The organism is Bdellovibrio sp. HCB-162 (assembly GCF_047344985.1).
Lineage (GTDB): Bacteria > Bdellovibrionota > Bdellovibrionia > Bdellovibrionales > Bdellovibrionaceae > Bdellovibrio.
Genome location: NZ_CP178861.1, coordinates 2819584 through 2845809 on the forward strand (window position 1 = coordinate 2819584; position 26226 = coordinate 2845809).

21 protein-coding genes are annotated in these 26226 nt (G+C 44.8%); 11 read left to right on the forward strand and 10 right to left on the reverse strand.

Annotated elements, in window-relative coordinates:
- Nucleotides 1–259: 259 nt before the first annotated feature.
- Nucleotides 260–1018, forward strand: coding sequence for a TIGR02147 family protein (locus ACLSSO_RS13625; RefSeq protein ID WP_295905861.1), 759 nt, complete (start codon nt 260–262; stop codon nt 1016–1018).
- Nucleotides 1015–1623, forward strand: coding sequence for a hypothetical protein (locus tag ACLSSO_RS13630; RefSeq protein WP_295905860.1), 609 nt, complete (start codon nt 1015–1017; stop codon nt 1621–1623). The genes ACLSSO_RS13625 and ACLSSO_RS13630 overlap by 4 nt, the downstream gene beginning before the upstream one ends.
- Before the next feature lie 44 nt (nt 1624–1667).
- Here the strand turns inward: ACLSSO_RS13630 and ACLSSO_RS13635 are convergent, their stop codons facing one another.
- Entirely contained in the window at nt 1668–2348 is a 681-nt protein-coding gene (locus ACLSSO_RS13635) for a hypothetical protein (RefSeq protein WP_295905859.1), read from the reverse strand.
- 184 nt (nt 2349–2532) lie between these two features.
- On the opposite strand from ACLSSO_RS13635, the gene ACLSSO_RS13640 reads away from it, so the two are divergent.
- Nucleotides 2533–2928, forward strand: a complete 396-nt coding sequence (locus ACLSSO_RS13640) for a hypothetical protein (RefSeq protein ID WP_413943143.1) — start codon at nt 2533–2535, stop codon at nt 2926–2928.
- On the opposite strand, the gene ACLSSO_RS13645 is transcribed toward ACLSSO_RS13640, so the two are convergent.
- Nucleotides 2925–3905: a hypothetical protein gene (locus ACLSSO_RS13645; protein ID WP_295905857.1), complete on the reverse strand. Its 981-nt coding sequence runs from the start codon at nt 3903–3905 to the stop codon at nt 2925–2927. The genes ACLSSO_RS13640 and ACLSSO_RS13645 overlap by 4 nt on opposite strands.
- A gap of 156 nt (nt 3906–4061) precedes the next feature.
- On the opposite strand from ACLSSO_RS13645, the gene ACLSSO_RS13650 reads away from it, so the two are divergent.
- The gene (locus ACLSSO_RS13650; protein ID WP_295905856.1) at nt 4062–4304 is read left to right on the forward strand and encodes a hypothetical protein; all 243 of its coding nucleotides are present in this window, start codon (nt 4062–4064) and stop codon (nt 4302–4304) included.
- A gap of 188 nt (nt 4305–4492) precedes the next feature.
- Nucleotides 4493–4996, forward strand: coding sequence for a hypothetical protein (locus tag ACLSSO_RS13655; RefSeq protein ID WP_413943144.1), 504 nt, complete (start codon nt 4493–4495; stop codon nt 4994–4996).
- Nucleotides 4997–5035: 39 nt separating this feature from the next.
- Here ACLSSO_RS13655 and ACLSSO_RS13660 read toward each other — a convergent pair whose 3' ends face one another.
- The 3 genes from ACLSSO_RS13660 to ACLSSO_RS13670 form a co-directional block, all read right to left on the reverse strand.
- The gene (locus tag ACLSSO_RS13660) at nt 5036–7669 is read right to left on the reverse strand and encodes a hypothetical protein (RefSeq protein WP_413943145.1); all 2634 of its coding nucleotides are present in this window, start codon (nt 7667–7669) and stop codon (nt 5036–5038) included.
- 163 nt (nt 7670–7832) lie between these two features.
- Complete coding sequence (locus ACLSSO_RS13665; protein WP_413943146.1) at nt 7833–8531, reverse strand: hypothetical protein; 699 nt, start codon at nt 8529–8531, stop codon at nt 7833–7835.
- Between the two features lies 1 nt (nt 8532).
- Nucleotides 8533–11319, reverse strand: coding sequence for a PKD domain-containing protein (locus ACLSSO_RS13670; RefSeq protein WP_413943147.1), 2787 nt, complete (start codon nt 11317–11319; stop codon nt 8533–8535).
- Between the two features lie 276 nt (nt 11320–11595).
- Here ACLSSO_RS13670 and ACLSSO_RS13675 point away from each other — a divergent pair, with 276 nt between their 5' ends.
- The 3 genes from ACLSSO_RS13675 to ACLSSO_RS13685 are packed head-to-tail and all read left to right on the forward strand — an operon-like array spanning nt 11596 to nt 16364.
- Nucleotides 11596–14727, forward strand: a complete 3132-nt coding sequence (locus tag ACLSSO_RS13675; protein WP_413943148.1) for an efflux RND transporter permease subunit — start codon at nt 11596–11598, stop codon at nt 14725–14727.
- Between the two features lie 8 nt (nt 14728–14735).
- The gene (locus ACLSSO_RS13680) at nt 14736–15125 is read left to right on the forward strand and encodes a hypothetical protein (protein WP_413943149.1); all 390 of its coding nucleotides are present in this window, start codon (nt 14736–14738) and stop codon (nt 15123–15125) included.
- A gap of 15 nt (nt 15126–15140) precedes the next feature.
- Nucleotides 15141–16364 carry a TolC family protein gene (locus ACLSSO_RS13685; RefSeq protein ID WP_413943150.1) on the forward strand — a complete coding sequence of 408 codons (1224 nt, stop codon included), beginning with the start codon at nt 15141–15143 and terminating at the stop codon, nt 16362–16364.
- On the opposite strand, the gene ACLSSO_RS13690 is transcribed toward ACLSSO_RS13685, so the two are convergent.
- Entirely contained in the window at nt 16361–17545 is a 1185-nt protein-coding gene (locus ACLSSO_RS13690) for an MFS transporter (RefSeq protein WP_413943151.1), read from the reverse strand. The genes ACLSSO_RS13685 and ACLSSO_RS13690 overlap by 4 nt on opposite strands.
- 69 nt (nt 17546–17614) lie before the next feature.
- On the opposite strand from ACLSSO_RS13690, the gene ACLSSO_RS13695 reads away from it, so the two are divergent.
- On the forward strand, nt 17615–18727 hold the full coding sequence (locus ACLSSO_RS13695) for a calcium:proton antiporter (RefSeq protein ID WP_413943152.1): 1113 nt from the start codon (nt 17615–17617) through the stop codon (nt 18725–18727).
- Here the strand turns inward: ACLSSO_RS13695 and ACLSSO_RS13700 are convergent.
- Complete coding sequence (locus ACLSSO_RS13700) at nt 18717–19565, reverse strand: DUF4010 domain-containing protein (RefSeq protein WP_413943153.1); 849 nt, start codon at nt 19563–19565, stop codon at nt 18717–18719. The genes ACLSSO_RS13695 and ACLSSO_RS13700 overlap by 11 nt on opposite strands.
- A gap of 97 nt (nt 19566–19662) precedes the next feature.
- Here ACLSSO_RS13700 and ACLSSO_RS13705 point away from each other — a divergent pair, with 97 nt between their 5' ends.
- Nucleotides 19663–21039 carry an MBL fold metallo-hydrolase RNA specificity domain-containing protein gene (locus ACLSSO_RS13705; RefSeq protein ID WP_413943154.1) on the forward strand — a complete coding sequence of 459 codons (1377 nt, stop codon included), beginning with the start codon at nt 19663–19665 and terminating at the stop codon, nt 21037–21039.
- 67 nt (nt 21040–21106) lie between these two features.
- A complete protein-coding gene (locus ACLSSO_RS13710) occupies nt 21107–21769 on the forward strand; it encodes a methyltransferase (protein WP_413943155.1) in 663 nt (220 codons plus the stop codon).
- A gap of 4 nt (nt 21770–21773) precedes the next feature.
- Here ACLSSO_RS13710 and ACLSSO_RS13715 read toward each other — a convergent pair whose 3' ends face one another.
- The 3 genes from ACLSSO_RS13715 to ACLSSO_RS13725 all read right to left on the reverse strand — a co-directional run bounded on the left by ACLSSO_RS13715 (nt 21774) and on the right by ACLSSO_RS13725 (nt 26225).
- Entirely contained in the window at nt 21774–22205 is a 432-nt protein-coding gene (locus tag ACLSSO_RS13715; protein ID WP_413943156.1) for a hypothetical protein, read from the reverse strand.
- Nucleotides 22205–22924: a 3D domain-containing protein gene (locus ACLSSO_RS13720; RefSeq protein ID WP_413943157.1), complete on the reverse strand. Its 720-nt coding sequence runs from the start codon at nt 22922–22924 to the stop codon at nt 22205–22207. The genes ACLSSO_RS13715 and ACLSSO_RS13720 overlap by 1 nt, the downstream gene beginning before the upstream one ends.
- 160 nt (nt 22925–23084) lie before the next feature.
- Nucleotides 23085–26225: an efflux RND transporter permease subunit gene (locus ACLSSO_RS13725; RefSeq protein WP_413943158.1), complete on the reverse strand. Its 3141-nt coding sequence runs from the start codon at nt 26223–26225 to the stop codon at nt 23085–23087.
- Nucleotide 26226 lies beyond the last annotated feature (1 nt).

A 26226-nucleotide genomic window follows, 5' to 3' on the forward strand; every position in this document is an offset into this window, starting at 1 on the left:
CGCTAAAAAACATTCACGTTTCCTATCGGAGCCCTAGGGTTTCTGAACAAGAGTTTGACAGAAAAGACTGTTCAATGTTCTAAAATCGAACAACAAGATGTTCGAAAAAAACGGCGGAATACCTGGAAATTTTTTCACTCTGGTTTTTGTTCTTTAAAAACCATCGAACACTTTGCCGCGTAGAAGCATTGCGCTAATAGCCGCACCTAAATTTTAACATTGTAAAAACCTGAAAGGTGCTAATAAATACGCCCCTTGTATGAAAACGTTGAATCAATTTTTATCGACCAAATTTGAAGCCATCAAAGTTTCCAATCCCCGCTTTTCCTTGCGTGCTCTGGCGCAGAAGTCGACGATCTCTCCAGGACATCTTTCGGAAATTTTGACTGGCAAACGTTCTCTTTCAAAAAAGAATTTGGAAAAATTAATCGTCGCTCTTCGTCTGACTCCTGGAGATGTGGAAGTCGCTTACAAGTTTTACGACTCTGAAAAAGACCGTAAAAAAGCCACGCAATCCATCGAAAGAGTTCTCAGCCGCAACGAATTTTCCGAGATCTCAAGTGCCGAATACTTTCATACATTGGCCGCCACAGATCTTTCCGTGGACGGTTTGGATGTTATGACCATCGCTGAAAAGACCGGCCTTTCTTTTGAACAAACGGAAATGATCGTGAGCAAGTTCCTGAAGCTTGGTATTTTGCAATCCAATAGCGACGGACTGTTAAGCAAAACACTTCGCAGTCTTTCTACGGAAAGCGATATTCCCAACTTCGATATCCAGCGCTTTCACCAGGAGTCTTTAGACAAAACCAAAGACATCTTCCCGAAAGTGCCCCTCAATAAGCGCGAGATGGTTTATATGAGCATGGCCATCAACCCTAGAAATCTTCCAATGGCTAAAAAGGAAATCGAAAAGTGCTGGAAGAAGGTCTATACAAAACTCACTCAAGGCGAGCGCACTGAGATCTATACATTAGGCATCCAATTGGTTCCCGTTCATGCAGGCAAGGAGCAATGATGAAATATCTGGTATTAGTTTGTACTCTTTTTATCGGCCTTCCGTCTTTTGCACAGTATGTGGTTCGTAACGGTGGTTATTCCGTTCAGTGCTTAAACTCTCCGATCAAAGCTTTGGAAATCGCTGAAGGTGAGGCCCAAGGTGCGCAGATCCACTACTCCACGAAACGTTTCTATTTAACTAAGGCTTCTGATTTGATTGGTCGTATTGCGGCCGTCGACATGGAGAAAGCTCGCAAATATCTTAAATGGTTGGGCGAGTGGAAAAGCCAAATCAAGTGGATGGCTCAGTTGGACCAATACAGCCCTCACGATCAAGGTAAAATCAAATTGCCATATACGGACTGCCGTTTGCGCGTCGGCATCGTACAAATCAATGAAACTCGTTTCGGAGTTCAGCAGTACTGGATCAATCCCGCAGTTTGGAACACGATGGATGAAGACCAGAAAGCGGCGCTCGTTCTGCATGAGCTGATCTATCGCGATCTTCTTGAAGAAAATCCGAATTCAAACTCCAGCTTTGTTCGTCAGGTGAATTTAAAAGTTCACACTCTGGATCTGAATAACGATCGCAAAGCCTTTATCGACCTTCTTAGAGCTCTTTAAAAAAAAGCCCATCTTCAGATGGGCTTTTTAATTTCTAATTTTAATTATTTCAATTTTGGACAGGCAGACTTCAGATATGCAAAGAAGTCTTTGTCGTTTTGATAGCGAAACACGATGTCGCCGTCACTCATATAGCGGAACAGATTTTTATTTTGCACCGAGCATGAAGACGCACTCTTTTTAAGAGACGACGTCGCCTTGCTATTTTGCGCAGGATCTTGATTCAGTGTGAAACCTGTATCTAACAGAAGACCTTTATAGTCTTGAACTTCAACACCGCCGCGATTGCTGCGAGAAACCGTAGCACTCACCTTCACCGTCGCTCCCGAAATGCTTTTCAACTGAGCCGTATCGGCATTGAAAGTAAAAACATCTCCAGTCACATGGGTCACCAGAAGTTCGCGGGTGTCTTCTTTCCACTGGTAGCTGAGCGCACTTGAAGTTCTTGGGAACATAAAAAAGTCCCTCACTCCGAAATCACCTTCGTTACCGTAAAGATTAAAAACCATGAACATCCCGTCTGTAGCCAATGAATAATCGCGATAGACAAGATTCTTGTAAGCATCCGCCGGTGAGACTGAAAGCATGCACACGCCCGAGGTTTCAAACCATGTGCGTTTGAGATTCACACCCATTTTGTATTCTTGAAAAGAAGTGCACGAACTGGGTTCGGCCGCCTGCGAATGAGAAAAAAGCATAAGCAAAGAGACAAGAGCTGAAAACATTTTACCTCCGTTTCTAAATCCAGATTCAGCGAAGGTCTTTGCAGGGTCAACGGTGCAGGCTATGTAACTAGGCATGAGACGTGTTCGCAAAATTATCCAAAACACTTGTGTCCTTAGAATGTCTCGCGATGTTTGACTTTCTTTTAAGCTGCGAGCGCAATGAAAAAGAAAAGAGGATTCCTGCATGAAAAAGTTAACGGTGCTTTTCGTTTTATTCAGTTCGTTCATGGCGTCGACTGTTTTTGCTGCCGAGTTCAACATGCGCATGGATTTCGGACTTTTACCTGTCTCAGCAAATAAAACACAGAAGTTTCTTTTGGGTAATAATGGCTCGAGCACGCTCACACAAATCAGTTGGAAAATTTCCGGAGATTCTTTCACCGCTTCGACAAACTGCCCGCCAGAGTTGGCTCCCGGTAAAAGCTGCGAATTTGTGGTGACGTACTGGTGTCTTCGCGAGGGATTCGCGGAAGGCCTTTTAAAAATTCACACAAGTCATGATTCTTACGCGCTGATGCTTTCAGGCGTTGGCAACAGAGTTTCTTATCCAGAACCTCGTCCGCCGACACCACGACCTTAGTTTCCGCTATTGCAAAGATTTTGGTAGTACTTCATCAGGGCGTCTTCAATCAAACCGCGCTCTTCTTCACTGACGACGTAAGCCCCCAGATACTCTCCCTGATAAAAAATTTCTGGAGCGTAAAATCTTTTTTGAACGGTATCAAAGTAAAGATACTGATCTTTTTCCGGACTATTGGAGTCATACACTTCAATGACGATCGTGCCTTTAAAAACCTTATAAGATTTCGCCATCACGATGTGTTGGGTTGTGCGGTTTAAGCGCAAATTCACCAACGTGAGTTTTCGTTGATCTAAATTACTTTTCAAAAGTTCGATGGTGGCTTCATTCTCCTCGCGAGATCTTTCCGCGCTCTTAACGACCATCGCCAGATTTGCCGCTTGGAAGAAATGATTTCCTTGATTGGCTTCAATCTCGTTTTTAAAACTGCGCTTATGCTTAAAGTCGCCAATTTTTTGCGTGTAGCCTTCTTCCAATAAATTCCACAGAGACCCCTGGCCACGTTTTTCACTCTCTGCAAGACTGTCTGATTCGACGGCGAAAACAGAAAGCTTTTGAATCGGTTGATCGGCCAAATAAGTGCTGAAATGTTTTTCGTCCTGATTCACCACTTGATGAATGGTGGCGCCACGGAGGATATCAAAAAGTGAGGTCATGCTCGTCGGGCTGTCCTTTAAAGGCGTGTTATATCTTGCCAGATAAGAAATTACGCGTTGAGTGCTTGAAAGCCCCCAACATACAGCTAAGGGGGCTGCTCCCATGCGGAACTCCCAATTGCTCATAGGAATATTGCGCTTTTCATGGAAGGCGTCGTCGCGAATGGATTTGTAGATATTCTCAACGCTGAGGCTTTGGCAGCTCAGGTTTTTAACCAGGCTGTCAGACACCTCAAGGGCTTTGGCAGAGGCCGTTAACGTCAATAAAACCAATAGAAGGGAACCCGCTTTTTTCATGTCATAAGACGTAGCAAGTCTCATTCCGAGAAAGCCCCACAATAGAGTGGCTTTCGACTGTCTATAAATCTGTCGGTCACCAAAAACGTCATCGTTCGATAATTTTAAAATAACAGTCGCTGGGATATCTAATTTTTCGCTCTGGCAAGGTTCGATAAAATTACGGAGAAAGAGGTTGCCATGCGCTACGGAAACTTAAGTGAAAATTCCGGCGTGATCGCTTACGAAATGACCGATGATTCCATCACCATTCAATTTGTTGATGGCAGTGTTTATATTTACAATTATCAACGTCCAGGCCGTAAGCATGTCGAAGAAATGAAGCGCCTGGCTCGCTCTGGAAAAGGGCTTAGCACCTATATCAGTCAGCACGTCAGAGAAAATTATGTCCGCAAATTTCAGCGGCCTTCCCTTCAAAAATGAAATGGGATTCTTTCTGCATTTTTGTGTAATTGCAGATGAAATCCCACTATTTCAATGTCAGTTCGCAATTACATTTTTGTATTTAGACCGTTCCGGGTGTTTCTTTGTAGCTTCGCTCGTGTGTTGACGAGCACTTGCTCATCACGCGAACAAACAATAACCGCCACAGCGATGGTAAGGAGTCTATAATGAAAAAGGTTTTATTTTCTTTGGCAGCACTTTTGATTTCAACAAGCGCTCACGCCGTTCACTCAGGGAGCTCTTGGTCGCAGATCTTCGCGGATCGCGATGCTGTTGTAACACATGGCTATGCCATCAACGGCATCAAACTTGAAAATGCCTGTATGACCGATACAGAAATCAGATCCATCGAGCCGACCACTCAATGTGCCGAACTTGCGCCAAGAACTGTGTATGCTCCGGGTGGCGAAGGTGGCGGTCCTTACACTGAATGGGATTGCGTGCGCTATGAAACTAAAATCGTTTCTGTTCCTCGCACCTATGAGCGTCCAGAGTGCTTGCGCCTTGAAGGCGGTGGTGAGCGTTCTCCTGAGTGCGTAGAGTTTGGCACAGTGACAGTGACTGTTCCTCGCACGATCGACACACAAGTGTTTGTGACTCGCGGTGAAGCTGGTCAAAGCTTCTGGAAACGTTTCACATTCCCATCTTGCCCTGAAGTTCAACCTCGTTAAGAGATCATAAAGCCCTGACCCGTTCGTCAGGGCTTTGCTTTAATTGGTAAACCATTTGTTCACGACAATCGGACGTTTCCAATTAAGGTAAACTCCGCCAGCAGCAAATCCATCGGCACAACGATATTTTCCGGCCGTGGTGATTCCGCACGAAGACGTGATAATTTTTGAATAAGTCGTCCCAGGATCGGCGTCGGCGTAAGCACCGTTACGAGTCCCGCACTTCAACACGCCCGTTGTCGTGATACCGCAGACTTTATTATCCCAATACCCGCCCTGAGGGGCCAAGACTTTTACAAACTGAACTCCGGGATCTTGCACTGTGAAGACGACAGGGTCCGCCGTATAATTCCAGCTATTGTCCCAGCACTTCATCGCTCCCGTTGTTGCAACAATCCCGCAACCGCGTTGATAGTGACCGGAAATTTGCGAGTACGTGTCGGTGTTATCAACAACGGTGGGAGTTGGAAGTGAATTATAATAGTTGTCCCAGCATAAAAGCTGTCCTGAACTATTAAGATAACAACCCTGATCAGGGCTTCCCGCATAATCTTTGATTGTCGCTCCAGAATAAAGCTCCTCAAATGAACCGTCGTTTTTTTGACAGCGGATCTTTTGATCTTCCGTGAATCCGCAGAATTTGTACATCCAGCCTCCGGCATTGTTAAAGCGCGTGTACTTCACGGTATCCACCTGGGTCAGGGTTCCGAAGTTATTATAAATAACGTAGCCATCGGAACTGAGGAAATGCCATGAATTAAAAATTTCCTTAACGCTGTAAGAGCCATAGGCTTTCACATCAACTGGTGTGGATCTATAAATGCCTTCGACATTCCCGTTAAAGCATTGCACTTTTCCGTTGGTCAAAACGGCACAGGTGCTGCTCGAAATATTCGAAAACACATTGGCGACATTATCAAGACCTTGAAGCGTTGTCGGTGTTCCGGCTGCGATGGCATCAATACCCTTCCAGCCACCATAATTCCAGTCACTGGTATTCCAGCAAAGCATTTCACCTGTCGTCGTCACTCCGCAGGCGCGTTGATAGTTTCCGCCAGAACCTGTCGCATAGATGTGTTTAAAATTATAATTCAGAGTCAAAGATGAGTTCTCGCAACTGGCCTGGCCCGTCGAACTCACCGCACACTGGCGGAAAAGTTTTGTGTACGTTGTTCCCGCATGTAAAACCGTCGGCGTACAACCGCTATAACCGCAAACGGCTTTCCATTCGCCCGTTGTCGAGAGAGCATAGACTTCAGATTGACCACTTGTCACGACATCCGAATACAGGTTGCCCACGTCCCAATCTTCGAACGTGTTCGGCAATGACCAATAATTCGCGGAAGAACAACGAATTGTATTGGCCATCGTCAGACCGCAAACGCGATCATAGGATTTGGCCAGTTTTTTATAAAGGGTTCCGGAATCCACGACTTGCAAAGTTCCCGAATTAAGTCCGGTTTCACACTTCATCTCATTTCCATCGGTGATACCACACAGACTGTACTCAGAATCGAAATCAATATAATTTGTCGCTGCATCAACGACCGTCATCGCCGTCGAGGTGCCGTCGTTACATTTGATTTTATTTGTCGTCGTCAAACCGCAGAAGGACTGGTTGTCACCATTTCCTTGCTGACTGTCTTCGATCTTGACGTACTTCACTCCCGCATCCACTTCGACGGGTGTTCCTAAAAACTGCGCGCCACCACAGTACAAAGTTCCGTCCGTCGTAATCATGCAGGTAATTTGTGAGCCCACTACAAAAGCTTTATCGATGGATGGACTTGAGCCACCGTCGTTGTCCATAATAAATAACCGACCTTGATAGTGTTCTCCCAGGCTCACCATCGGCTTGTCAGTTCCGATAAGATTGATTTGTAAAAGACGTTCTGGCTGCGCCACGCCGTTATTCAGAACCTGATAGCTGATCGTCTTGCTGGTTTCTCCCGGGTTCAACGTCACAGTTCCCGCGGGATTTAAATCCGCGTCAAGCATATAGACGTAATCGCCAGAAACAAAATACTTCACGACCACCGGATATGTTTTCGCTTCGGACATTCTGAAGGTAAATGATTTTGCACCCGCCGTTTCGCTGACACGTTCTTCGAATTCTTCAACAGTAACAACGGCCGCATTTTCAGCTCCCGCGGTGCAGCTTGAAAAAGCGGCTGAGCCTGACAAAACACCATTCGTACACAAACGCGTTTCGGCAATGCTAGAGCAGGAGTCGCCAGGAGCAACAGTGTTGCTGGTGTAAGCTACAATGCTCTGACCATCTTGAATGGTTTGATTATCAAAACCGCAGGGAAGTTTTTTTGTTAATTTTACTGACGTGCTTGGATCTTTTGTTCCGGTTTTACTGACCCCGACAAGCTTCACATTGATCACTTGGCCTGACAAAGCGGATAGATCCAAGTTGATGCTCCATTTGTTGTCGATACAGGGCGTGTTCACACTAAAGGAGTCCGTCGACACAACGACTTCCGAAATGTCTTTACATATTCCTTCCATTAAAAAGGAGTTCTGATTTGTGTCGGTGACAACACCCGAATTATCGAGTTTCTCAACGGCGACAGAGGACTTGCTGGATATGAAGCTGGCTTCTATTCCGCACCCAAGAAGAGTGAAACTGAAATATATCAGAATGATTTTATGAAGTTGAAATCCCACTACGTCCCCCTCCAACTCTCCCTATACCTTTCGGCACTTTTAGGGAAGCGAAGAGGGTTTTGCTTTCAAATCTGATTCAAGTTTTTACGAAAATGCTCTAGAATAGAGCTCATTAAATGTTCTTTGTCTCACGCTGGGATTGTCGTCTCACCTGTCAAGGCGGCTATTTTCTTTTCTGTAAAGTCGACTCTGCAAGATTGTTCTGTTGTTGGGCTTTGACGTTGCTCCAGAGTTGCTGGCTCACCGGACCTGGCAACAAGCGTTCTAGCTCTTGTGCTGTTTGCGGATGCATGGAAGACATTTGAAATAAAATTTCGGCCTTCACTCCGGCCAAAGATTTTCGCGTTTCTAAATTAACGGACTTATCTTCCACCGTAGGATTACTGACGACTGCTTTTAAAACGCGGGCGGCTTCACCGTCGGCAGACGTTTGCAAAGCTTCAAATAATAAATCCAAAGCGGCATTTTGCATCTGAGTGGAATTGTCATCCGTGGCCGGTGTTTGCAAAAGTTCCTGTAAAGATCTTAAGACCTGCTCGTTTTTCACGAGGTCTTTGCGAAAGACTTTTTCTTCATCTGTTAAAAAGATTTTTGCATGAAGCTGGCGGTATTCATTCAATTCGGATTTATAAATGAAATTCTGCCAAACAGGAGAGACGGCCGCCGAATCGTGTTCAGCCACGAACCCGACGCGAGAGTCCATGGTCGGCAAAACAGGAACCCTCTTGTCAGGGGTTCCTGTTATCACCGTTGGATTTTTATTTTCTTTGATTTCAGTTTTGTTTTCAGAAGAAGCCATGAACATCATGGCTCCTCCGATTCCTACAACCCCAACCGCGAGAGCTATCTTAAGAGATTTCATCTTAGAAGGCTCCTCGAGTCAGTGTTTGTCTGAACAACGAGCGGTTCATTTCTTTCGCGCCGTCATTCTGGAAGTACGCAGATCCATTCAGGTATCCGTTGAGAACAAGGATATTATGGTGAATCGCTGTCGAGTTCACAAAGACGTTATAGACTTTACCGAAGTACTTCACAGGTGTGATCGATACAATCGGATCAAGGACGCCGCCGACAAGCACAAGGTCTTCACCTACTTTGAATTCAGCAGCCGCTTTCATGAAACCATTCGATGCAACAACCGGATGGTTCGGAGTCACTTTCAACTCACGACCCGATTTCATTTTGAAGATCAAGATGTCATGTTCGCTATCGACGACCTCACTCACCCATTGATCGACTTTTGTTTTTTGCACAGCTTTACTTCCCATCGATTGGGCGCTTTGCAATGACGCCACGAAGGCATAGTTCTTAGTAAAGGCCTCAATGAATGGGACGTATTTCATTTTCTCATTCGCCGCCTCTTGAGCCAGGATCAACTGTTCTGGAGTCGAGCATGATGACACACACACGATTGCTACGTAAGCCGTTGAAGGCATCGTGCAAGGTGCGTTTTTATTCTTAGGCGCAATCCAAGGTTTCTCTGGTTTGAACGAACGGTCCATGAAGCTTGGATACAAATGCTGACCGCTGGAGTTCAAGGCCACAGAAGTTCTGCCCATTTTTACTTTAAGATCTTCAAATTGATCTAGGAACTCTTTAACCACTGGCAATTGATTTTGACACTTCACCATCCAGTCATAACGGCCTTGAGCATCGGTATTGCTTAAGCTGTCATGTGAACATCTGTGTGCCACGTAGTCTTTACAGTAGCTTTGTGATACCCAAGCACCGTAAACCACGTTTTGACTTTCAAGCTGCACAGAGTGATCGATACAAGCGTAGTTTTTCACTGTTGTCACATCACGAGTATTCACGATCACGCCGATCTGGTTGGCAGGACATGTTTGAGAGCTGTTCGCTTCTTCTGTTGCCGTTGTTGATTCGGATCTGCGAACCGCATCTGGATTTCCGTCACAAAGACGTTCTTCCACTGGGTACACGCTGTCTTTACAACGGTCGTTGCTCACTTGTGTGCCTTTATCATCGACACAGATGAAGATTCTGCTTTGTTTTCCTCCACAATCTGCAGAGCAAGCCGTGAAGTTTTCTGTCGGAACGTATTTATATGTAGGACATACGCCTGGAGTTTTGATTGAACCCTGACGTGTATTTGAAGTCACGATTTGACCATCTGTACAAGCCTGGTCTGAGATTTCATTGAAGATATCAAAGAAACCCGTTTCACCGTAAGCACATGTCAACGAAACTTTCACTTCACCTGTGACAACACCTGTTTTCACAGTGCCGTGAGAACCGAAATCACCGCAACCGTTATGGCAAGTGAATTGGTTGTAAACATCGGAACCTGAAAGCACGCCGTTGTTACAAACTCTTTCTTGGCTGACACTCGAGCAAGAACCCGCTGGAGTTTGTGATGAGTAAAGAACTTTCGATCCACCATTCGCCAAAACACTTCCGTCAGGCAATGTACAAGACTGACCTTGGCATGGACCTTCATTAGTCACTTCTTTTGTTCTAGAAACTTCAACCCATTTCAAAGTTTCACCAACCATTTGGCATTGTTCTTTGATACGGTCACGGTAGGAAACTTCTTTTGTTCCGTTCAATCCGCAAGCTTGAGTTTCAGAATACAACTCGCCTTGAGATTCACGTGTTGAATCTTTCACGGAACAAGCCAAAGGTTCTGGTGTCGGAGTCGGAGTGGGTTCTGGCTCTGGATCCACAGTTGTTTCTGTTACGTTGATATTGTGTTTTAAAGTAAATAGAACTTGGCTTGAATCACCTTTATACAAGACGGCTGTAACTTGGTAAGCACCCTTTGCTGCATAAGCATGTTGCACTGTTTGGCCTGAAGCCGTGCTGCTGTCACCAAAATCCCAACGGATCGCACCCACTTGATCCGCTAAGCACTGAGGCATATACAAAGACAATGTCGCTGCTGCACCGACTTTAACTTCTGAAGGACCAGAAATCGCCGCTGCGGCACTGCACACCACTTCTTCATCAGAAATCACGATAGACTGAGTGAGCATTTTCTCACCGCCTGGATTTCCGACAACCACGACTTTCACTAGATAAGTTCCAGCCGCCGCAAACGTGTGCGCAATAGGATCTTTACTATATTGAGATGGAGTTCCGTCTCCAAATGTCCAATAAGCTTCAAGAAGATTGATGGTACTAGGCACACCCAAATCAAAAGTGACAGGCTGTCCTGTCACACCGACTTGTGGAGCAATCATCACGATTTCGCTGCCAACAACCACTGTTTTAAACGAAACCTCTTGAGTCGTTGTCGTATCAGCTGTGGCTTTTGCCGCAACCCTGCTAGAGCTTGCTATAGAAGAATCTTCCACATGGGCTGTCACAATATATGTGCCGGCTTTTTTAAACACAGAAGTTACGCTTGGAGCGACAGTCGTGCTTCCACCAACGGTTTTCCAAACAACCTGTTGGGAACCATCGCAAGAAAGCTGCTCATTAAGTTTATAACTGATGGCCTCGCCTTTTTGGCCAACAGTCTCACCTTGGATTTGCAAAGCGTCTGGACTGATTTTTTGTGAACCAGGTTTGCAGCTCACTGAAGATGTCGAACTAGATAATTCTACGTCCCCACTGGTCTCCGGAGCTTTCTGACATCCGGCTGACAGTGCACATAGTCCTAATGCGACTAACAGAATCCTTGTGTTCATGGGCGACTCCTGTGTGGTTATTAATAACAGGATTACAAAGTTCGCCGAACGCTCTCAACTTTTTTGGCCACACTGGATCATCATGAACTAGTGGTCTCACCAATTGTTTGACGCTTTCAATGACTCTCAAAATATGTTTCTTTTTTTGTCTAAAGTTTTTGCATCTTCGATGGGAAATTCAACCTCTGGCACGAACCGTGCGTAATATATATAAATTTGTTGTCACAAAGTGCCTCGTCGCCTCTTAATAGAGACAGTTACGGCAGAGGAGTTTGCATGCTAGACCGGATCATTCGTTTTTCACTCACCCACCGCCTTTTTGTCATTGCCCTGGGTGTGCTGATCATGGCTTACGGCCTTTTTACTGTGAGTCAAATGCCCGTGGATGTCTTTCCGGACCTCAACCGTCCCACTGTGAATATCATGACCGAAGCTCCGGGCATGGCTCCCGAAGAGGTTGAAACTTTAGTCACTTTACCGCTAGAGACCGTTTTAAACGGACTTCCCGGAGTTGAAAGGGTTCGTTCCACGACAGGCATTGGGCTTTCCGTCATCTATGTGGAATTTGGCTGGGAAACGGATATTTACCGCAACCGTCAGTTGGTGGCCGAAAAACTTCAGCTTGCCAAAGAAAAGCTTCCTCAAGGAGTCACTCCTGTCATGGGACCGATTGCTTCCATTATGGGAGAAATTCAGCTCATTGGTCTTTCTTCTGCGGACGGCAAAGTCAGCCCTTTGGATTTGCGCACCTTAGCAGACTGGACGATTCGCCCCCGCTTGTTAGCAATTCCTGGAGTTGCGCAAGTGATCTCCATCGGAGGTGGGGTAAAACAATATCAAATACTTTTATCGGCCGAGAAAATTCAAAAAGCACAGCTACCTTTAGAAGATATTGAAAAAGCCCTTTCAAAAATCAGCTTAAACACGACTGGCGGATACATCGATATCGATAAAAAAGAATTCCTGATCCGCAATATCGGAACGATACGCTCTGAAGAAGACATTGCCAATACTGTGGTCGGACTTCACTTGGGAAAACCTGTTTTCGTAAAAGACATTGCCGAAGTAAAAATCGGAGCGCAAATCAAACGCGGTGACGGAAGTGTGAATGGCCAGCCAGCTGTTATCTTGAGCATTCAAAAACAACCCGGCGCAAATACCATTGAGCTTACAAAAGCTGTAGATACAGCCCTTCAAGATTTAGAAAAAGCTCTTCCTCCGGGCGCGACTCTGACAAAAGATCTTTTTAAACAATCACACTTTATTGAAGCCGCTACAGATAACGTCAAAGAAGCCCTTCGCGACGGAACGATTTTAGTGTTTATCGTTCTTTTCTTATTCCTTTTAAATATTCGTACGACCGCCATCACCTTGACGGCTATTCCTTTGTCTTTACTTGTTACCGCCATCGTCTTTCATTATTTCGGACTTTCCGTCAATACCATGACACTGGGAGGTTTGGCTGTTGCGATTGGTGAGCTTGTCGACGATGCTATCGTCGACGTAGAGAATGTCTTTCGTCGTCTTAAAGAAAATAAAAAATTGGCCCATCCCCTGCCCGCATTGCAGGTCGTTTACAATGCCTCGTCGGAGGTCCGCAATTCCATCGTCTTTGCAACGATTATTGTTGTTCTCGTCTTTTTGCCACTCTTTTATATGAGCGGCATTGAAGGACGTCTCTTTATTCCGCTCGGTGTGGCCTATATCATTTCATTGATTGCTTCCCTATTTGTTTCTTTAACAATCACGCCTGTTTTATGCTCTGTCCTTTTAAGCAAAGACAAATTTGCTGAGCACGAAGATGGAAAACTCGTAAAAATACTCAAAGCCTGGGACCGCAAAGTTCTTGTGAAAGCCCTGGATCATTATCGCCTTGTGATGGGCGGAGCCGTGGCCTTGTTCGCAGCCTCTCTGCTTTTAATTCCTTTTATGGGTCGTGATTTCTTGCCTAAATTCAACGAAGGTACAGCCACGATCAGTGCCCTGGCTCAGCCTGGAATCTCGCTAGAGGAATCCAATAAACTGGGCCTGCAGATCGAAAACCTTCTTCTGTCTATTCCTGAAATCAAATCCGTTGCCCGTCGCACAGGGCGTGCGGAACTTGATGAACATGCGGAAGGAGTGCATTCTTCCGAAATCGACGTCGATTTTAAAGAAGGCGGTCGTCCTCGTGAAATCGTCCTGCAAGAGATGCGCGAAAAACTAAAACAAGTTTCTGGAGTATTCATTAATATTGGTCAGCCCATTTCTCATAGACTCGATCACCTTCTTTCCGGTGTCCGCGCGCAAATTGCCGTGAAAGTTTTCGGAAGTGATTTAAATGTTCTTCGTGCTAAGGCGGCGGAAATTTATAAAGCGCTTGAAGGCACTCCGGGTCTTGTCGACTTGCAAGTAGAACAACAAGTTCTTATTCCGCAAGTAAAAATCCAGCTCTTGCGAGAAGATGCCGGCAAATACGGTATTGTGCTGGGAGATCTTTCAGAGACTTTAGAAAAAGCTTTGAATGGTGAAGTGATCAGTCAAGTGCTTGAGCAACAAAGAACTTTCAACGTGTACATGCGTTTTGACGATCATTCCCGCGCTAATTTAGAATTGATCAAAAAGACGCCTTTAAAAATTATGCCCGATGGAACGAAGATCACGTTGGAAAAAATTGCGGACGTTTATGAGTCCCAAGGTCCCAATCAAATCAGCCGTGAGAATGCGCAAAGAAGAATTGTGGTTTCCGCGAACTCTTCAGGACGTGATCTCGACAGTCTGGTGATGGATATTCAAAAACGCATCCAAAACGACGTGAAAGTCCCTGAAGGCTACTTCCTTCAGTATGGCGGGCAATTTGAAAGTCAGCGTTCGGCCAGCCGTTTGATTCTGCTTTTAGGTGTTTTGTCATTGATCGGCATCTTTATTGTTCTTTACGCTCACTTTAAGTCTTCTTTTATCGCTGTTCAGATTATGCTTAACATTCCGATGGCGTTGATTGGAAGCTTGGTCGCTATTTTCCTGACAGACAGATCTTTTTCAATCGCAACTATGGTGGCTTTTATCACCTTGTGCGGAATCGCAAGCCGTAATGGAATTATGATGATTTCACACTATCTGCACCTGATGAAATACGAAGGAGAACAGTTCACGAAAGAAATGGTCATTCGTGGTTCACTAGAAAGGCTCGTCCCTGTTCTGATGACAGCTCTGACGGCGATTTTAGGACTTCTTCCGTTGGTCTTAGCCAAAGGCGACCCAGGAAAAGAAATTCTTCATCCTGTAGCGGTCGTTATTGTCGGTGGCTTGATCAGCTCCACACTCTTAGATATGTTCGTAACGCCGACCGTCTTCTTTCATTTTGGAAGAAAATCCGCGGAACAAAATATAAAATCAAAAGAAATAGAACTACAACCAACACACCATTAGGAGAATCTATGAAAAATATTTTAATCACGCTCAGCACGATCTTGTTTCTACAACCGGTTCTAGCCCATGAAGGCCACGAAACTCCGGGAGTGATTAAAGCCGTTCACGGAGGCACCGCTCTGCCTGGAAAAGAAATCAATCTTGAGTACATGGTTTCCGGAACAGAACTAAAAATCTATCCTGTTTCTCACGAAGGAAAAGACCTAAATGCATCTCAAGTGAAAGTCTCAGCCACAGCAAAAGCACCTAAAGGCAAAGCAGAAAATTTGAAACTTGAAAATAAAGACGGCGCGTTTGTAACCCAAGTGGATTTTAAAAATGCTTATCGTCTTGAAGTGAACGTGACGACAGAAACTTCCGGTAAAAAAGACAGTTTTAAGTTTCAAGTTGAAAAATAAGGTATAGGAAAAGACATGAGAACAAGCTCTCTTTTGATCGTTTTTTTATTAAGCGCGAACGCTTACGCACTTAAAGGATTAAGCTCCCTTGAACAGCAATTGGTTGAAAAAAATCAAGGCCTTCAATCTTTAGAAAATGAAATCACGTCAAAAGAGAGACTGCGCAAATCCTCTTATTCTTCTTACTATCCGACACTCGAAGCCGTTGGCGGTTGGGGAGAAGTTCACCTCGACGATCCAAATGAAAGAGACCGCGGCTATTTTGGATATCTCGATGGCCGCCTTAATATTTTTAAAGGCTTCCGCGATGTTTCGGTCTCCGACAAAAAGGCTCTTGAAGTTCAAATCGCCAAAATCGACTATGAAAAGAAAAAACGCGAACTGCGTCAGCAACTGACCGAAGTCGTTGGCGAGATGATCTATCTACACCGTCTGCAAGAAATTCTTGTTAAAGAAGAGAACATCACCAAAGAACAAAAGAAAATGGCCGCAAAAAAAGTTTCTTCGGGTCTGACGAGCTCTGTCGACAATCTCGAATTCGATTTAAGAGAAGAAGAACTGCGCATTCAAAAACGCCAGATTGATCAGTTCCATCAAGAAGCCCATCACAAACTTGTGCAGCTTTTTGGAGGCGATATTGATGATGCCGAGCTTGAGAAAATTTCTTATGAAGACTTTACGGCACTTGCAAATTTTCCTGCCCATGCGCCAGAGGAAAACCTTGATGTGCAGCGATCCCACCTTTTAAGTCGTTTTAGTGAAAGTGAGAAAAATGAAATCAAATCAGAGTTTCTGCCGTCTCTTGATTTCGTCTATAGCTTTGGCAGAATCACTCCTACAGAAGACACTCCTTGGGAGTTTAATGAGTCCCAGTACGCTTTAAAACTTAGTATTCCGCTTTTTTCAGGATTTGATACTTATCAAAAGAACAAGGCGGCAGGCGCTGACGTTTTAGCGAAGAAAGCTCAAGTGCAACAGGCTGTATTTGATTCGATCAGCACTTCGAAAACTCTGAAAGAGAAAATGACGGAGCTGATGGACCTCTATAAAATCAATGAACGCAAACTTGAAACTTCCAGAAAATATTTTGATATGACCGTGAGCGAGTACAAACGCGGTATTAAGAACTCGCCTGACTTGGTGGGAGCCACGGAAAGATGGTTTTCCTCTCAAAAAAGAAAGTACGAGCTTTTAAAAGAATTAGAACTGACGAAAGTAAAACTAGAAAATCTTTATTAGGTCCCGCGAGACCAATTTCGTGTAAGAAGAACTCCCGACACAATCAATGCTCCGCTGGCACCATACAAAAAAGTCGCCACGGGGCCGTAGTGGTCCCACAAAAATCCCGCCGCAGCACTGGCAAACAAGGTCGCAATGCCAGTGAAGGTGCCAAGATAACCTACCGCCGTGGCCTTCTTATCTTTGTCCATTAAATCAATAGCGAAAGCTTTTCCGACACCTTCCGTTGCCGCCATAAAGAGACCGTAAACACCAAACAAACTCCAGAAGTGCAAAGGGACTGAGGCAAAAGCAAATCCCACGTAAACCAAAGCAAAAACCACAAGACCAAATACTAAGACGCTTTTACGGCCGATTTTGTCAGAGAGTTTTCCCAATGAAGGACTCGCCAAGGCATACACAATATTATAAAAGCAATACATCAAAATAGTGTCTGTCAGAGAGATTCCAGAAAGTTTCGTTTTTAGTAGTAAAAAAACGTCGCTGGAATTCGTCAAAGAAAATATCGTCCAGGAAAAAAGATAATATTTAAAACGTGACGGTAACGTAGAAAATCCGGCCCACTTTTCATGCTTTGGTGGTGGGGGCAACTCCTGCCTTTTTTCTTTGATCGTCAAAGCAACAAAGACCGCAAGAAGTCCCGGAATAAACGCCAAATAATAAATCAGTCTTAAATTGCTGGAATACTGTAAATAAAGAATCGCCAGCAAGGGGCCGATCGCAGCGCCTAAGGTATCCATCATACGATGCCAACCAAAGGCGGCTCCGCGCAGATTCTCTGGAACAGATTCCGCGAGCAAAGCATCGCGAGGCGCCGTTCTTAAACCTTTACCCACGCGATCAAAAGAGCGTGCACCTAAAACATGAGTCCAACTTTGTGCAAGTCCCGTGAGGGGTTTTGCCAAGGCCGCTAAAAGATATCCCACCCACACGAAGACTTTTCTTTTGCGAATGCGATCAGACCAAAAGCCCGAATATGTTTTTAATAAACTTGCGGTTGCTTCAGCCGTACCTTCGATAATTCCCAGCGATGTAACGGAAGCTCCGAGCACCGTGGTTAAAAAAATAGGCGTGATAGGATAAAGCATTTCGCTTGAGACATCCGCAAGAAATGAAATGAACCCCAAACGTTTGACTGTCGGATTGAGAGCCGTTTCTTTTTTGTTTATTTCCTGCGACATAAAGGCATTGTTGTTGAGACTCGCGTTTTTTTCAATGATTATTGGAAGAACCTTCAGCAGGGAGATCATTTGCAAAAAATCTCAATTGTCAGACTGATTGTCGCTTGGGCCTCGGTTCTTTGTTTTTTCACCTTTGGTGCAAGTTGGCTGAATGAATTGGGCTCCCCTTTTATTCTAACAGGTTTCTTTGTATGGCTTTTCGCTGTCATCCTCTGGTCCGCATTCGGCGTCGTTCATGAGGCCGAAGAATTAGCCGCTCTTTTAGGGGAACCGTTTGGCACCTTGATCTTAACGCTTTCCATCGTGATTATTGAAGTCGCTCTTGTCGCCGCTGTCATGTTAGGAGCCAAAGAAGCTCCGACTCTGGGTCGTGACACGATGTTTGCGGTTCTTATGATCGTTCTCAACGGCGTTGTCGGCTTGGGGCTACTCATTGGTGGATTTAAATACCGCGAGCAGTCTTACAACCTTCAAGGTTCGGCTTCTTATCTCGCGATTTTGATTCCGCTGACAGTCGTAGCATTGATTTTGCCGAACTTCACAACTTCTACATCCGGCGGCACCCTCACACCTTTACAAGCCATCGCATTTTCCATATTCACGGTCGTGCTGTACGGAATCTTTCTCATCACTCAAACAGGACGTCACAAGGCTTTTTTTGTTCATCCCGACGCTCTTGAAGCGACGAAGGCTGATCATTCTTCAGAAGATCCACAAACCATCAGCAAACACACGGTGTTCATGCACACCGTTTTGCTGCTATTAAATATTCTTCCCATCGTTTTTCTTTCAAAAAGTTTAGCTAAAATTTTGGATCACGGTATCGGTTACTTGGGATTGCCTCCGGCACTCGGCGGGGTTGTTGTCGCTGCAATGGTCTTCACATCCGAAGGCATCAGTGCTTTAAAGGCTGTGGCTCGTAATGATTTACAACGCGCGATCAACTTATGCTTAGGAGCGGCTGCTTCCACAGTGGGCCTCACAGTTCCGGCTGTCTTGATCATCGGTCTTGTAACAGGCCAGACCGTGGTGCTTGGACTTAAACCGACAGAGATGACCTTGCTTGCACTGACGTTACTTTTAAGCACGCTGACATTTTCAAACAAACGCACAACCTTGCTTGAAGGAGCCGTGCATCTGACTGTGTTCTTTGTCTATATCACTTTAGTTTTCAATCCTTAAGAATCCAAAAAAAAGTAAACCATCCCACCGCCAAAGAACAGATGAGTTGAAGCGAATAAAGCCTCACTCTTCGTCGAAGCGGTGGGCTTCCCCACATTTCGACCAGCATCATCTTGGCCAAATAAGATGCGAAAATGCCGATCGCCAAAAGATTGCCAAGGTCGCGCACGGACAACTGTCCCAATTCATGAAGCTGCACGTTCCCAATAACAGAGCCGTGCAATTCAAATAGACAAACCAGGAAGGTTAAAAAAGTAATGCCGGATTTCCCAAAAAATCTTTGCAAAAATTTGGAGAGAATCAAAAAAATACCGACAAAAACTGCCAGCTTGATCAAAGAAGCAATATCTAAAGAAGGAACGGGATCTTTCTTAAATACGACGTGCCGCAAACGATAAGTTCGCCAATAAATCAAACCCACTGTCCAAAGAGTCGGCACCAAAACGATCGCTAAAAACTCCCAGTGCATTTGCGTCGTGCCAATGAAAACCAGTATTATAGCCTCAACAACCATTCCCAAAAGAGAACTTAAGTAAGACAAGCTCAACAACCGCACCTCATCTTCACTGGCCTGATGACTTTGCTTAGAGAGTGATGCCGTAAAAGCCGTACTGGAAATAAAACCACTCACGACTCCCAAAGCGATACCCCCAATTTTCTCATTGAAAATCCGCATGATCACAACACCCAGAATTTGAATCAAAGCTAAGAACAAAATCAGCTGAAGAATTTTAAATGGATTTATCAACTCCAATGGATCTATCGGCTGCCGCGGAACCCACAATAGTGCAAGCCCAATCAAGAGACTTAAAATAACAAAAGAACGAACTTTATTCATGTCCTTCCTATCTTATTCTTCGGCTGGAACTTTGGTTCCCTTTTTCTCACTGCGTTTAAACAAATCCACCCGCCGGTGTATTGAGTTTAGAAGACCAATGCAGAATAGTAAAAAGATGGAAATCTCTTTTCTTGGCGGTGTAGGCACCGTGACTGGTTCGAAGTTTTTGGTCTCTAATCATGCCGAACAAATTCTTGTCGATTGTGGTTTATATCAAGGTGTAAAACAATTGCGCCTTTTAAATTGGGATAAATTTCCTGTCGATGTGCAAAAAATTTCTGCCGTCCTGCTGACACACGCCCATTTGGATCATTGTGGCTATCTTCCTCTGTTAGTAAAGAGAGGATTTAAAGGCCCGATCTACTGCACGCCTCCCACTGCGGAACTCACGCAAATTATCTTGCTTGATGCCGCCAAAATTCAGATGGAAGATGCGGCGTATGCCAATAAAAAAGGATTTTCCAAACATCATCCGGCAGAGCCTCTTTATGATCTTGACGACGCAAAAAGAGTATTGCCCTTGCTACAGCCTGTTCCTTTCAATGAAACGAAAACAATGAGTTCGTTTTCTTTTCAATTTAAATCCAGTGGCCATATTCTTGGCGCGTCTTCCGTTTACATTTGGGATAAAGAGGCTAAGTTCTTATTTTCGGGAGATCTTGGACGTTATGACGATCCATTGATGTTTCCTCCCGAAGCGCCGGAGAAATGCGACTACATCATCATGGAATCTACCTATGGAGATCGCATTCATAGTAAAGTCTCAACACAAGATCTCTTACAAAAATTAATTCTTCGCGCTTGGCATAACAAAGGTGTTCTTTTAATTCCCGCGTTTGCGGTGGGCAGGTCCCAAAATCTTATCTTCGAAATTATCGAACTCAAACGCAAAGGTCGTATTCCAATTGAAATGCCGATCTACTTCAACTCACCGATGGGAGTGGAAGTGTCCGAACTCTACAAGAAGTATCATGATTTCCAAAAGCTGCACGACGGGGAATTTGATACTTATCTTGCCCAAATTCACTTTGTCCGTACTTCTGAAGAATCCAAAACCCTTAATGAAAAACGCGGCCCCATGGTGATCATCGCGGCCAGTGGCATGCTTACCGGTGGACGAGTCTTACATCATCTCAAAGCATTTGGTCCCCATCCTCAAAATATTATTTTGCTCGCCGGTTTTCAGACTCTTGGGACCAGAGGCTGGAGTTTGGCCAATAATCAAACGGCTATTAAGGTCCATGGCAGTTATGTAAACATAGCGGCACAAGTCGAAACATCGGATGCCTTTTCCGCCCATGCAGATCAAACAGAACTTTTACAGTGGTTGGCAAGTGCTCCTCAAAAACCGCAACGGATTTTCTTAGTGCATGGGGAACCTATCGCTGCCGATGAACTTCGAAAAAAAATCGAAGAAGAACTCAAAATTCCGGTCACTATCCCCAGTCTCGGCTCAAATACGAAGTATTTTTGATGGAGTTATGTGTTTGCTCACCGTGGCAGTGATTGCCTTTTTCCCTCAAACGCTGCGTAAATAGAACATGTCATCGATCAATCCTCACTTCACTCTGAATTATTCTCAGCCCGAGGATTATCGTTTTTCCCATGATTCGGTTTTTTTAGCTCGTCGGGTTTATGAATTGATTCGCGATGAAGATATTTCCACTTGGCGAGGACTTGATCTTTGTTCCGGCTGTGGCGTGATCGGTTTGGATCTTCTTTTTCATTGCTACAAAGAAGCAAATAAAACTTTTGCAGCTTTTGATTTCTTGGAGGTGCAAGACATCTACGCTTCCCACTTTACTACCAATGTCGAAAGACTGGGAGACATCGGAGCGGAGTTAAACTTCATCAATCAAAACTATAACGTGCTTGCTTCTGCAGCGTGGGAGAATAAGTTTGATGTGATCGTTTGCAATCCCCCTTATTTTCACTTAGGCCAGGGAAAGCTCTCTCCGTCTGAGTTTAAAAACCGCTGTCGCTTTTTTATGGATTCCGATTTTAAAAGTCTGTTTAAAGGTCTGATAAATGCTCTGAAACCCGGCTCTCACGCTTATGTGCTTTTACGCGATCAAGTCGAACACGGCTGGAGCGCCACGGAAGAAGCACGGAAATGTATTGCTGCTTTAGGTTCTTTAGAAAGTCTGGAAGACATTCGCGGAACGGGTGTCGTTAGAATCACCAAATTTCCGCAAAAGATTTAAGACGTTATTTCTTTTTCTTCTTTTCTTTTTCTTTAGCGGCCTCTCGGTCGGCCAAACGATTTTCCTGCTTTTGGTTGGCAAACATATTTAAAGCGTCAATGCGAACATCGGCAATTTCTTCGCAGGTTGCATGTATCGAAGAATCCTGACAGGCCTCATAAAGCTTTCTGCGCACACTGTTCCAAGTTTGAAACCACTCTGTCGCATCTTTCATTTTTTCTTTGGAAAGTTTCTCCAGGCCTGGCACCTTCGCCGCTAAAGGCATGAATTTTTCCAAATAAAAATCTTTTTGCGCAGGTTGCAGGTCATTGAATTCTTCGTAAGACGGCATCCAAAACGGAGGCTCTGACATATCAATCTCGGCCTTCGCTTTGGATGTAAATCCCATAGTCAAAAGTCCGATCATCACGAGGAGTGTCACTAAAGAAGCCTTCATTATTTCGCCCCTCCGAAGACAGAAGCCACCATAACTTTGGGAGAAGAGGAAGAGCCTCTTAAAGCATCTTCAATCGCCAAGAGTTTCTGTTGATAGCTAAATGAACTTCTGCGCACCACCGTGAAACGTTTTGTGTTCGTGCAGGCATCTTTATCCAAAAATGGAAGCTCCGGATCACCCTTCGCACCGAACGTATTCTTTGGATCTTTCATACTCAAAGAACCTGTAAAGAAGTCAAAGCGGCCTTTACCTTTGATCGCGCCCCCCGTGTCTTGCACGATAAAATATCCAGGATGAACGAAAGTTTTTCCATTCGGCAACGTCATCACTTTGCCTTTTAAAGCGGGCATATCAATGATATCACCCATACTATAAAATCTAGGATCCGCTGCGACCGAGATATAAGGAATCAGGCAGTTACCGCTCGCTCCAAACGCCGTTTCGCAAGATCCCAGATCCACTGTCTTGCCTGTATAAGTTAAAAGCTTATTTCCAGGAAGAGTTCCTGAACCTTGCATTCTCACTTGTCTTTTAAATTTTGCACAAGGTGTTGCGGAAGAGCAGTAGTCCTTAATGTGCGGCACAAAATACACCGTAGATTGCGCCATACCTTCAGGACAACTGTATCTCGCACTTCCCACCTCTGCCATCGCAATCAGTGAGCAGACAACCATTGGAACAATTTTAAAACTTTTATTGAGACAGTTTTGTTTTGTCATACAAATACACAAAGCAAAAAGAGGGCCTCTCGCAAAGTGCCCTAAATTGTCTATCACCGTCAGAGGTTTATACACTCACCGTCATAATCAACACTTTCTCAAAATGAAATGCCTCGCCGACGGAAACTCCGGCAAGGCATCTCTGTCTCATATCACGACATTAGTGAGCTACGCGCACTTTAAATTTGTTTTCAAATATCGCGTAAAGAGTTGGTAACACGATCAACGTCAAAAGCGTTGAAGACACAATCCCACCGATCACCACAGAAGCCAGAGGCCTTTGCACCTCAGCTCCAATCCCCGTTGAGAGCATCATTGGTAAAAAACCAAAAATAGCCACAAGGGCCGTCATCAAAACGGGACGAAGACGGATGAGTGTTCCTTCGATCACAAGCTCTTTACCAGTTTTTCCTTCAAGCTTAAGCTGATTAAAATAGTTCACCAAAACAACGCCATTTAAAACCGCAATTCCAGAAAGAGCAATAAACCCGACACCTGCGGAGATACTAAATGGCAATCCATTGGCAATCAGCCCGACCACGCCCCCGACTAATGCAAACGGAATGCAGGAGAAAATCAACATCGTCTGACCCAGACTTTTAAACGCAGCATAGATCATTAAAAGAACCAGAATCAAAGCCACAGGGGTCAGAAGCAATAAACGGTTGCGCGCCTCTTGAAGGTTTTTAAAATTCCCTCCCCATTGCAGATAATATCCTTGAGGCAGTTCAATGGCTTTTTCAACCGCTTCTTGCGCTTCGTTTACAAAACTTTCTGTATCGCGACCGCGCAGATTGATCAACACCGCCGAACGACGGTTGGAATCTTCACGATTGATGGAACCAAACGTTTCTGCAAATTTGGAAGTCGCAAGGTTCGACAAAGCCGTTGTCGAATTAGAACCCAATCCCACCGGCAAAGCACGAATCGTCGCCAGATCCGAGCGCTCTTCATCACTGAGTCGAACAACAATCGGATACTTTCTTTCATTCTCATAAAGGTACCCAGCTTCTTGTCCTCCAAGAGCAATTGAAATTGTACTTAGAACTTCAGAGATATCAGCGCCATATTTTTGAATGGCTTCTTCTTTGGGTTCAACCCGCAAGACAGGACTGGTTCCCGCTAAGTCCACTTCAACGTCTCCAGCTCCTGGAACTTGCGCTACCACTTCTTGAACTTTCTTTGCCAGATCCATATTGGCCTGCAAATCAGGGCCAAAAACTTTCACAGAAACATCGGCCCTTGTTCCTTCAAGCAATTCATTGAAACGCATTTGAATTGGCTGTGACGCCAAATAATTTTGGCCTGGCAATTCTTTTTCTAAACGGGCGATCAAAGTTTTTACCAAAGACTCATAAGTGTGCTTTTTTCCTTCATAGGATTTCGGCCACTCAGAACGATCTTTCAACATGATGTAAGTATCAGAGATATTCACACCCATAGGATCTGTTGCGACCTCGCTGGTTCCGATGCGCGAAAAGACATTTTCGACTTCAGGAAATTCTTTGATAATTTTATCGGCCTTCAATTGGAAGGCCATGGATTGATCCAAGCTGATATTCACAGGACGAATCATATGAAAGGCGTAAGAACCTTCACTGAGTTGCGGTAAAAACTCCGCCCCGCGTTTGGCGAAAAGCACAGCGCCAATTAAAACTGAAATCACCGCCACTGACAGTGTCGCCGTCTTGTGTTTAAAAGTGATTTCAAGCAGAGGTTGGTAAGCCTTTCTGATCCACTCCATAAAGCGCGGTTCTTTGTCCTTCACGTTTCCGGACAAGATTAATGAAGCCAGCGCTGGCGCTGTTGTAAAAGACAGAACCAAGGCCGACGCCACAGCAATCGCAAATGTCGCTGCCATAGGTGTAAACATTTTTCCTTCAACACCTACAAGCGCAAAGATCGGCAGGAACACCACAATAACAATCAGTTCGCCAAAGCCCGCAGCGACACGCACTTCAACGGCTGCTTCATAAACGGCATTCTGAACCTCTTCTTTGGTTAATGCCCGTCCAAACTCTTTGCTCTTTTTGTGAACGAAGCGCACGCAGTTATCAATCAAGATCACGGTACCGTCGACGATGATACCAAAATCAAGAGCTCCTAAGCTCATCAGGTTTCCGGAAAGACCCAAAGGTTTCATCACTAAAAAGGTTGCCAGCAAGGACAGAGGAATCGTAATCGCAGTGATGACTGCGGCACGAATATTTCCAATAAGCAGGAACAACACGACAATAACCAGTGTCGCCCCCATCAAAAGATTGTGCTCAACCGTACCCAGTGTCGCATTAACCAAATCCGATCTGTTATAGACCGTTGTCATCTCGATATCTTCAGGCAAAGTCTTTTTTATTTCTTCGATCTTGCCTTGAACACGTGTTGAAACCGTCCGGCTGTTTTCTCCCAAGAGCATCATCACAGTTCCCAGAACAGTCTCTTGACCGTTTAAGGTCGCAGCTCCCGTGCGCAGTTCTTTACCCAATCGCACTTTGGCAATATCGCCCACTTTCACAATACGAAAAGAATCCAGTTGTTTGACTGAAACCTTTTCAATATCTGCTGCCGATTTAAAAAGTCCAATTCCTTGCACAAGAAATTGTTCTGCCGTCTGCGCGATATATCCGCCACCGACGTTTTTATTGACCTTCTCTAAAGCCTCTACGATTTCTTCGAAATGAATTCCGTAAGAAGCCATTTTTTTGACATCGGGTTGAACGTGGAATTGCTTTTCAAATCCCCCTGTGGTGTTGATTTCTGCGACACCTTCGACTGTCAAAAGGCGCGGCTTCACAAACCAATCTTGAAGAGCCTTAATCTCCATCATTTGTTTTAAGCGGGCTTCGGGATTTTGCGCAGGTTTCTTAAAATCCAAAGTGTATTGATAAATTTCACCCAGTCCCGTTGAAACAGGTCCAAGCTTTGCCTCCGCCCCTTTCGGAAGCTCCGGCAACACTCCTTGCAGACGTTCCGTCACCATTTGTCTTGCGCGATAAATATCAACGGTATCTTTAAAAACCACCGTGACCTGCGAAAGACCAAAACGAGTGATGGAGCGTACTTCGGTCACACCAGCAATTCCGCGCATGGAGGATTCCACGGGAAAGGTGATCGTGCGTTCAATCTCTTCTGGCGCCAGGCCTTCGATTGTCGTGTTCACTTGCACTTGGTTGTTTGTGATATCAGGAACAGCATCAATGGGCAGGTGTTGAAAAGAATAAACTCCGGCCAATGCCAATATTCCCGTGAAAAGCAAAACCAAGGCGCGATTATAAACTGAAAAATGAATTATTTTGTTAATCATA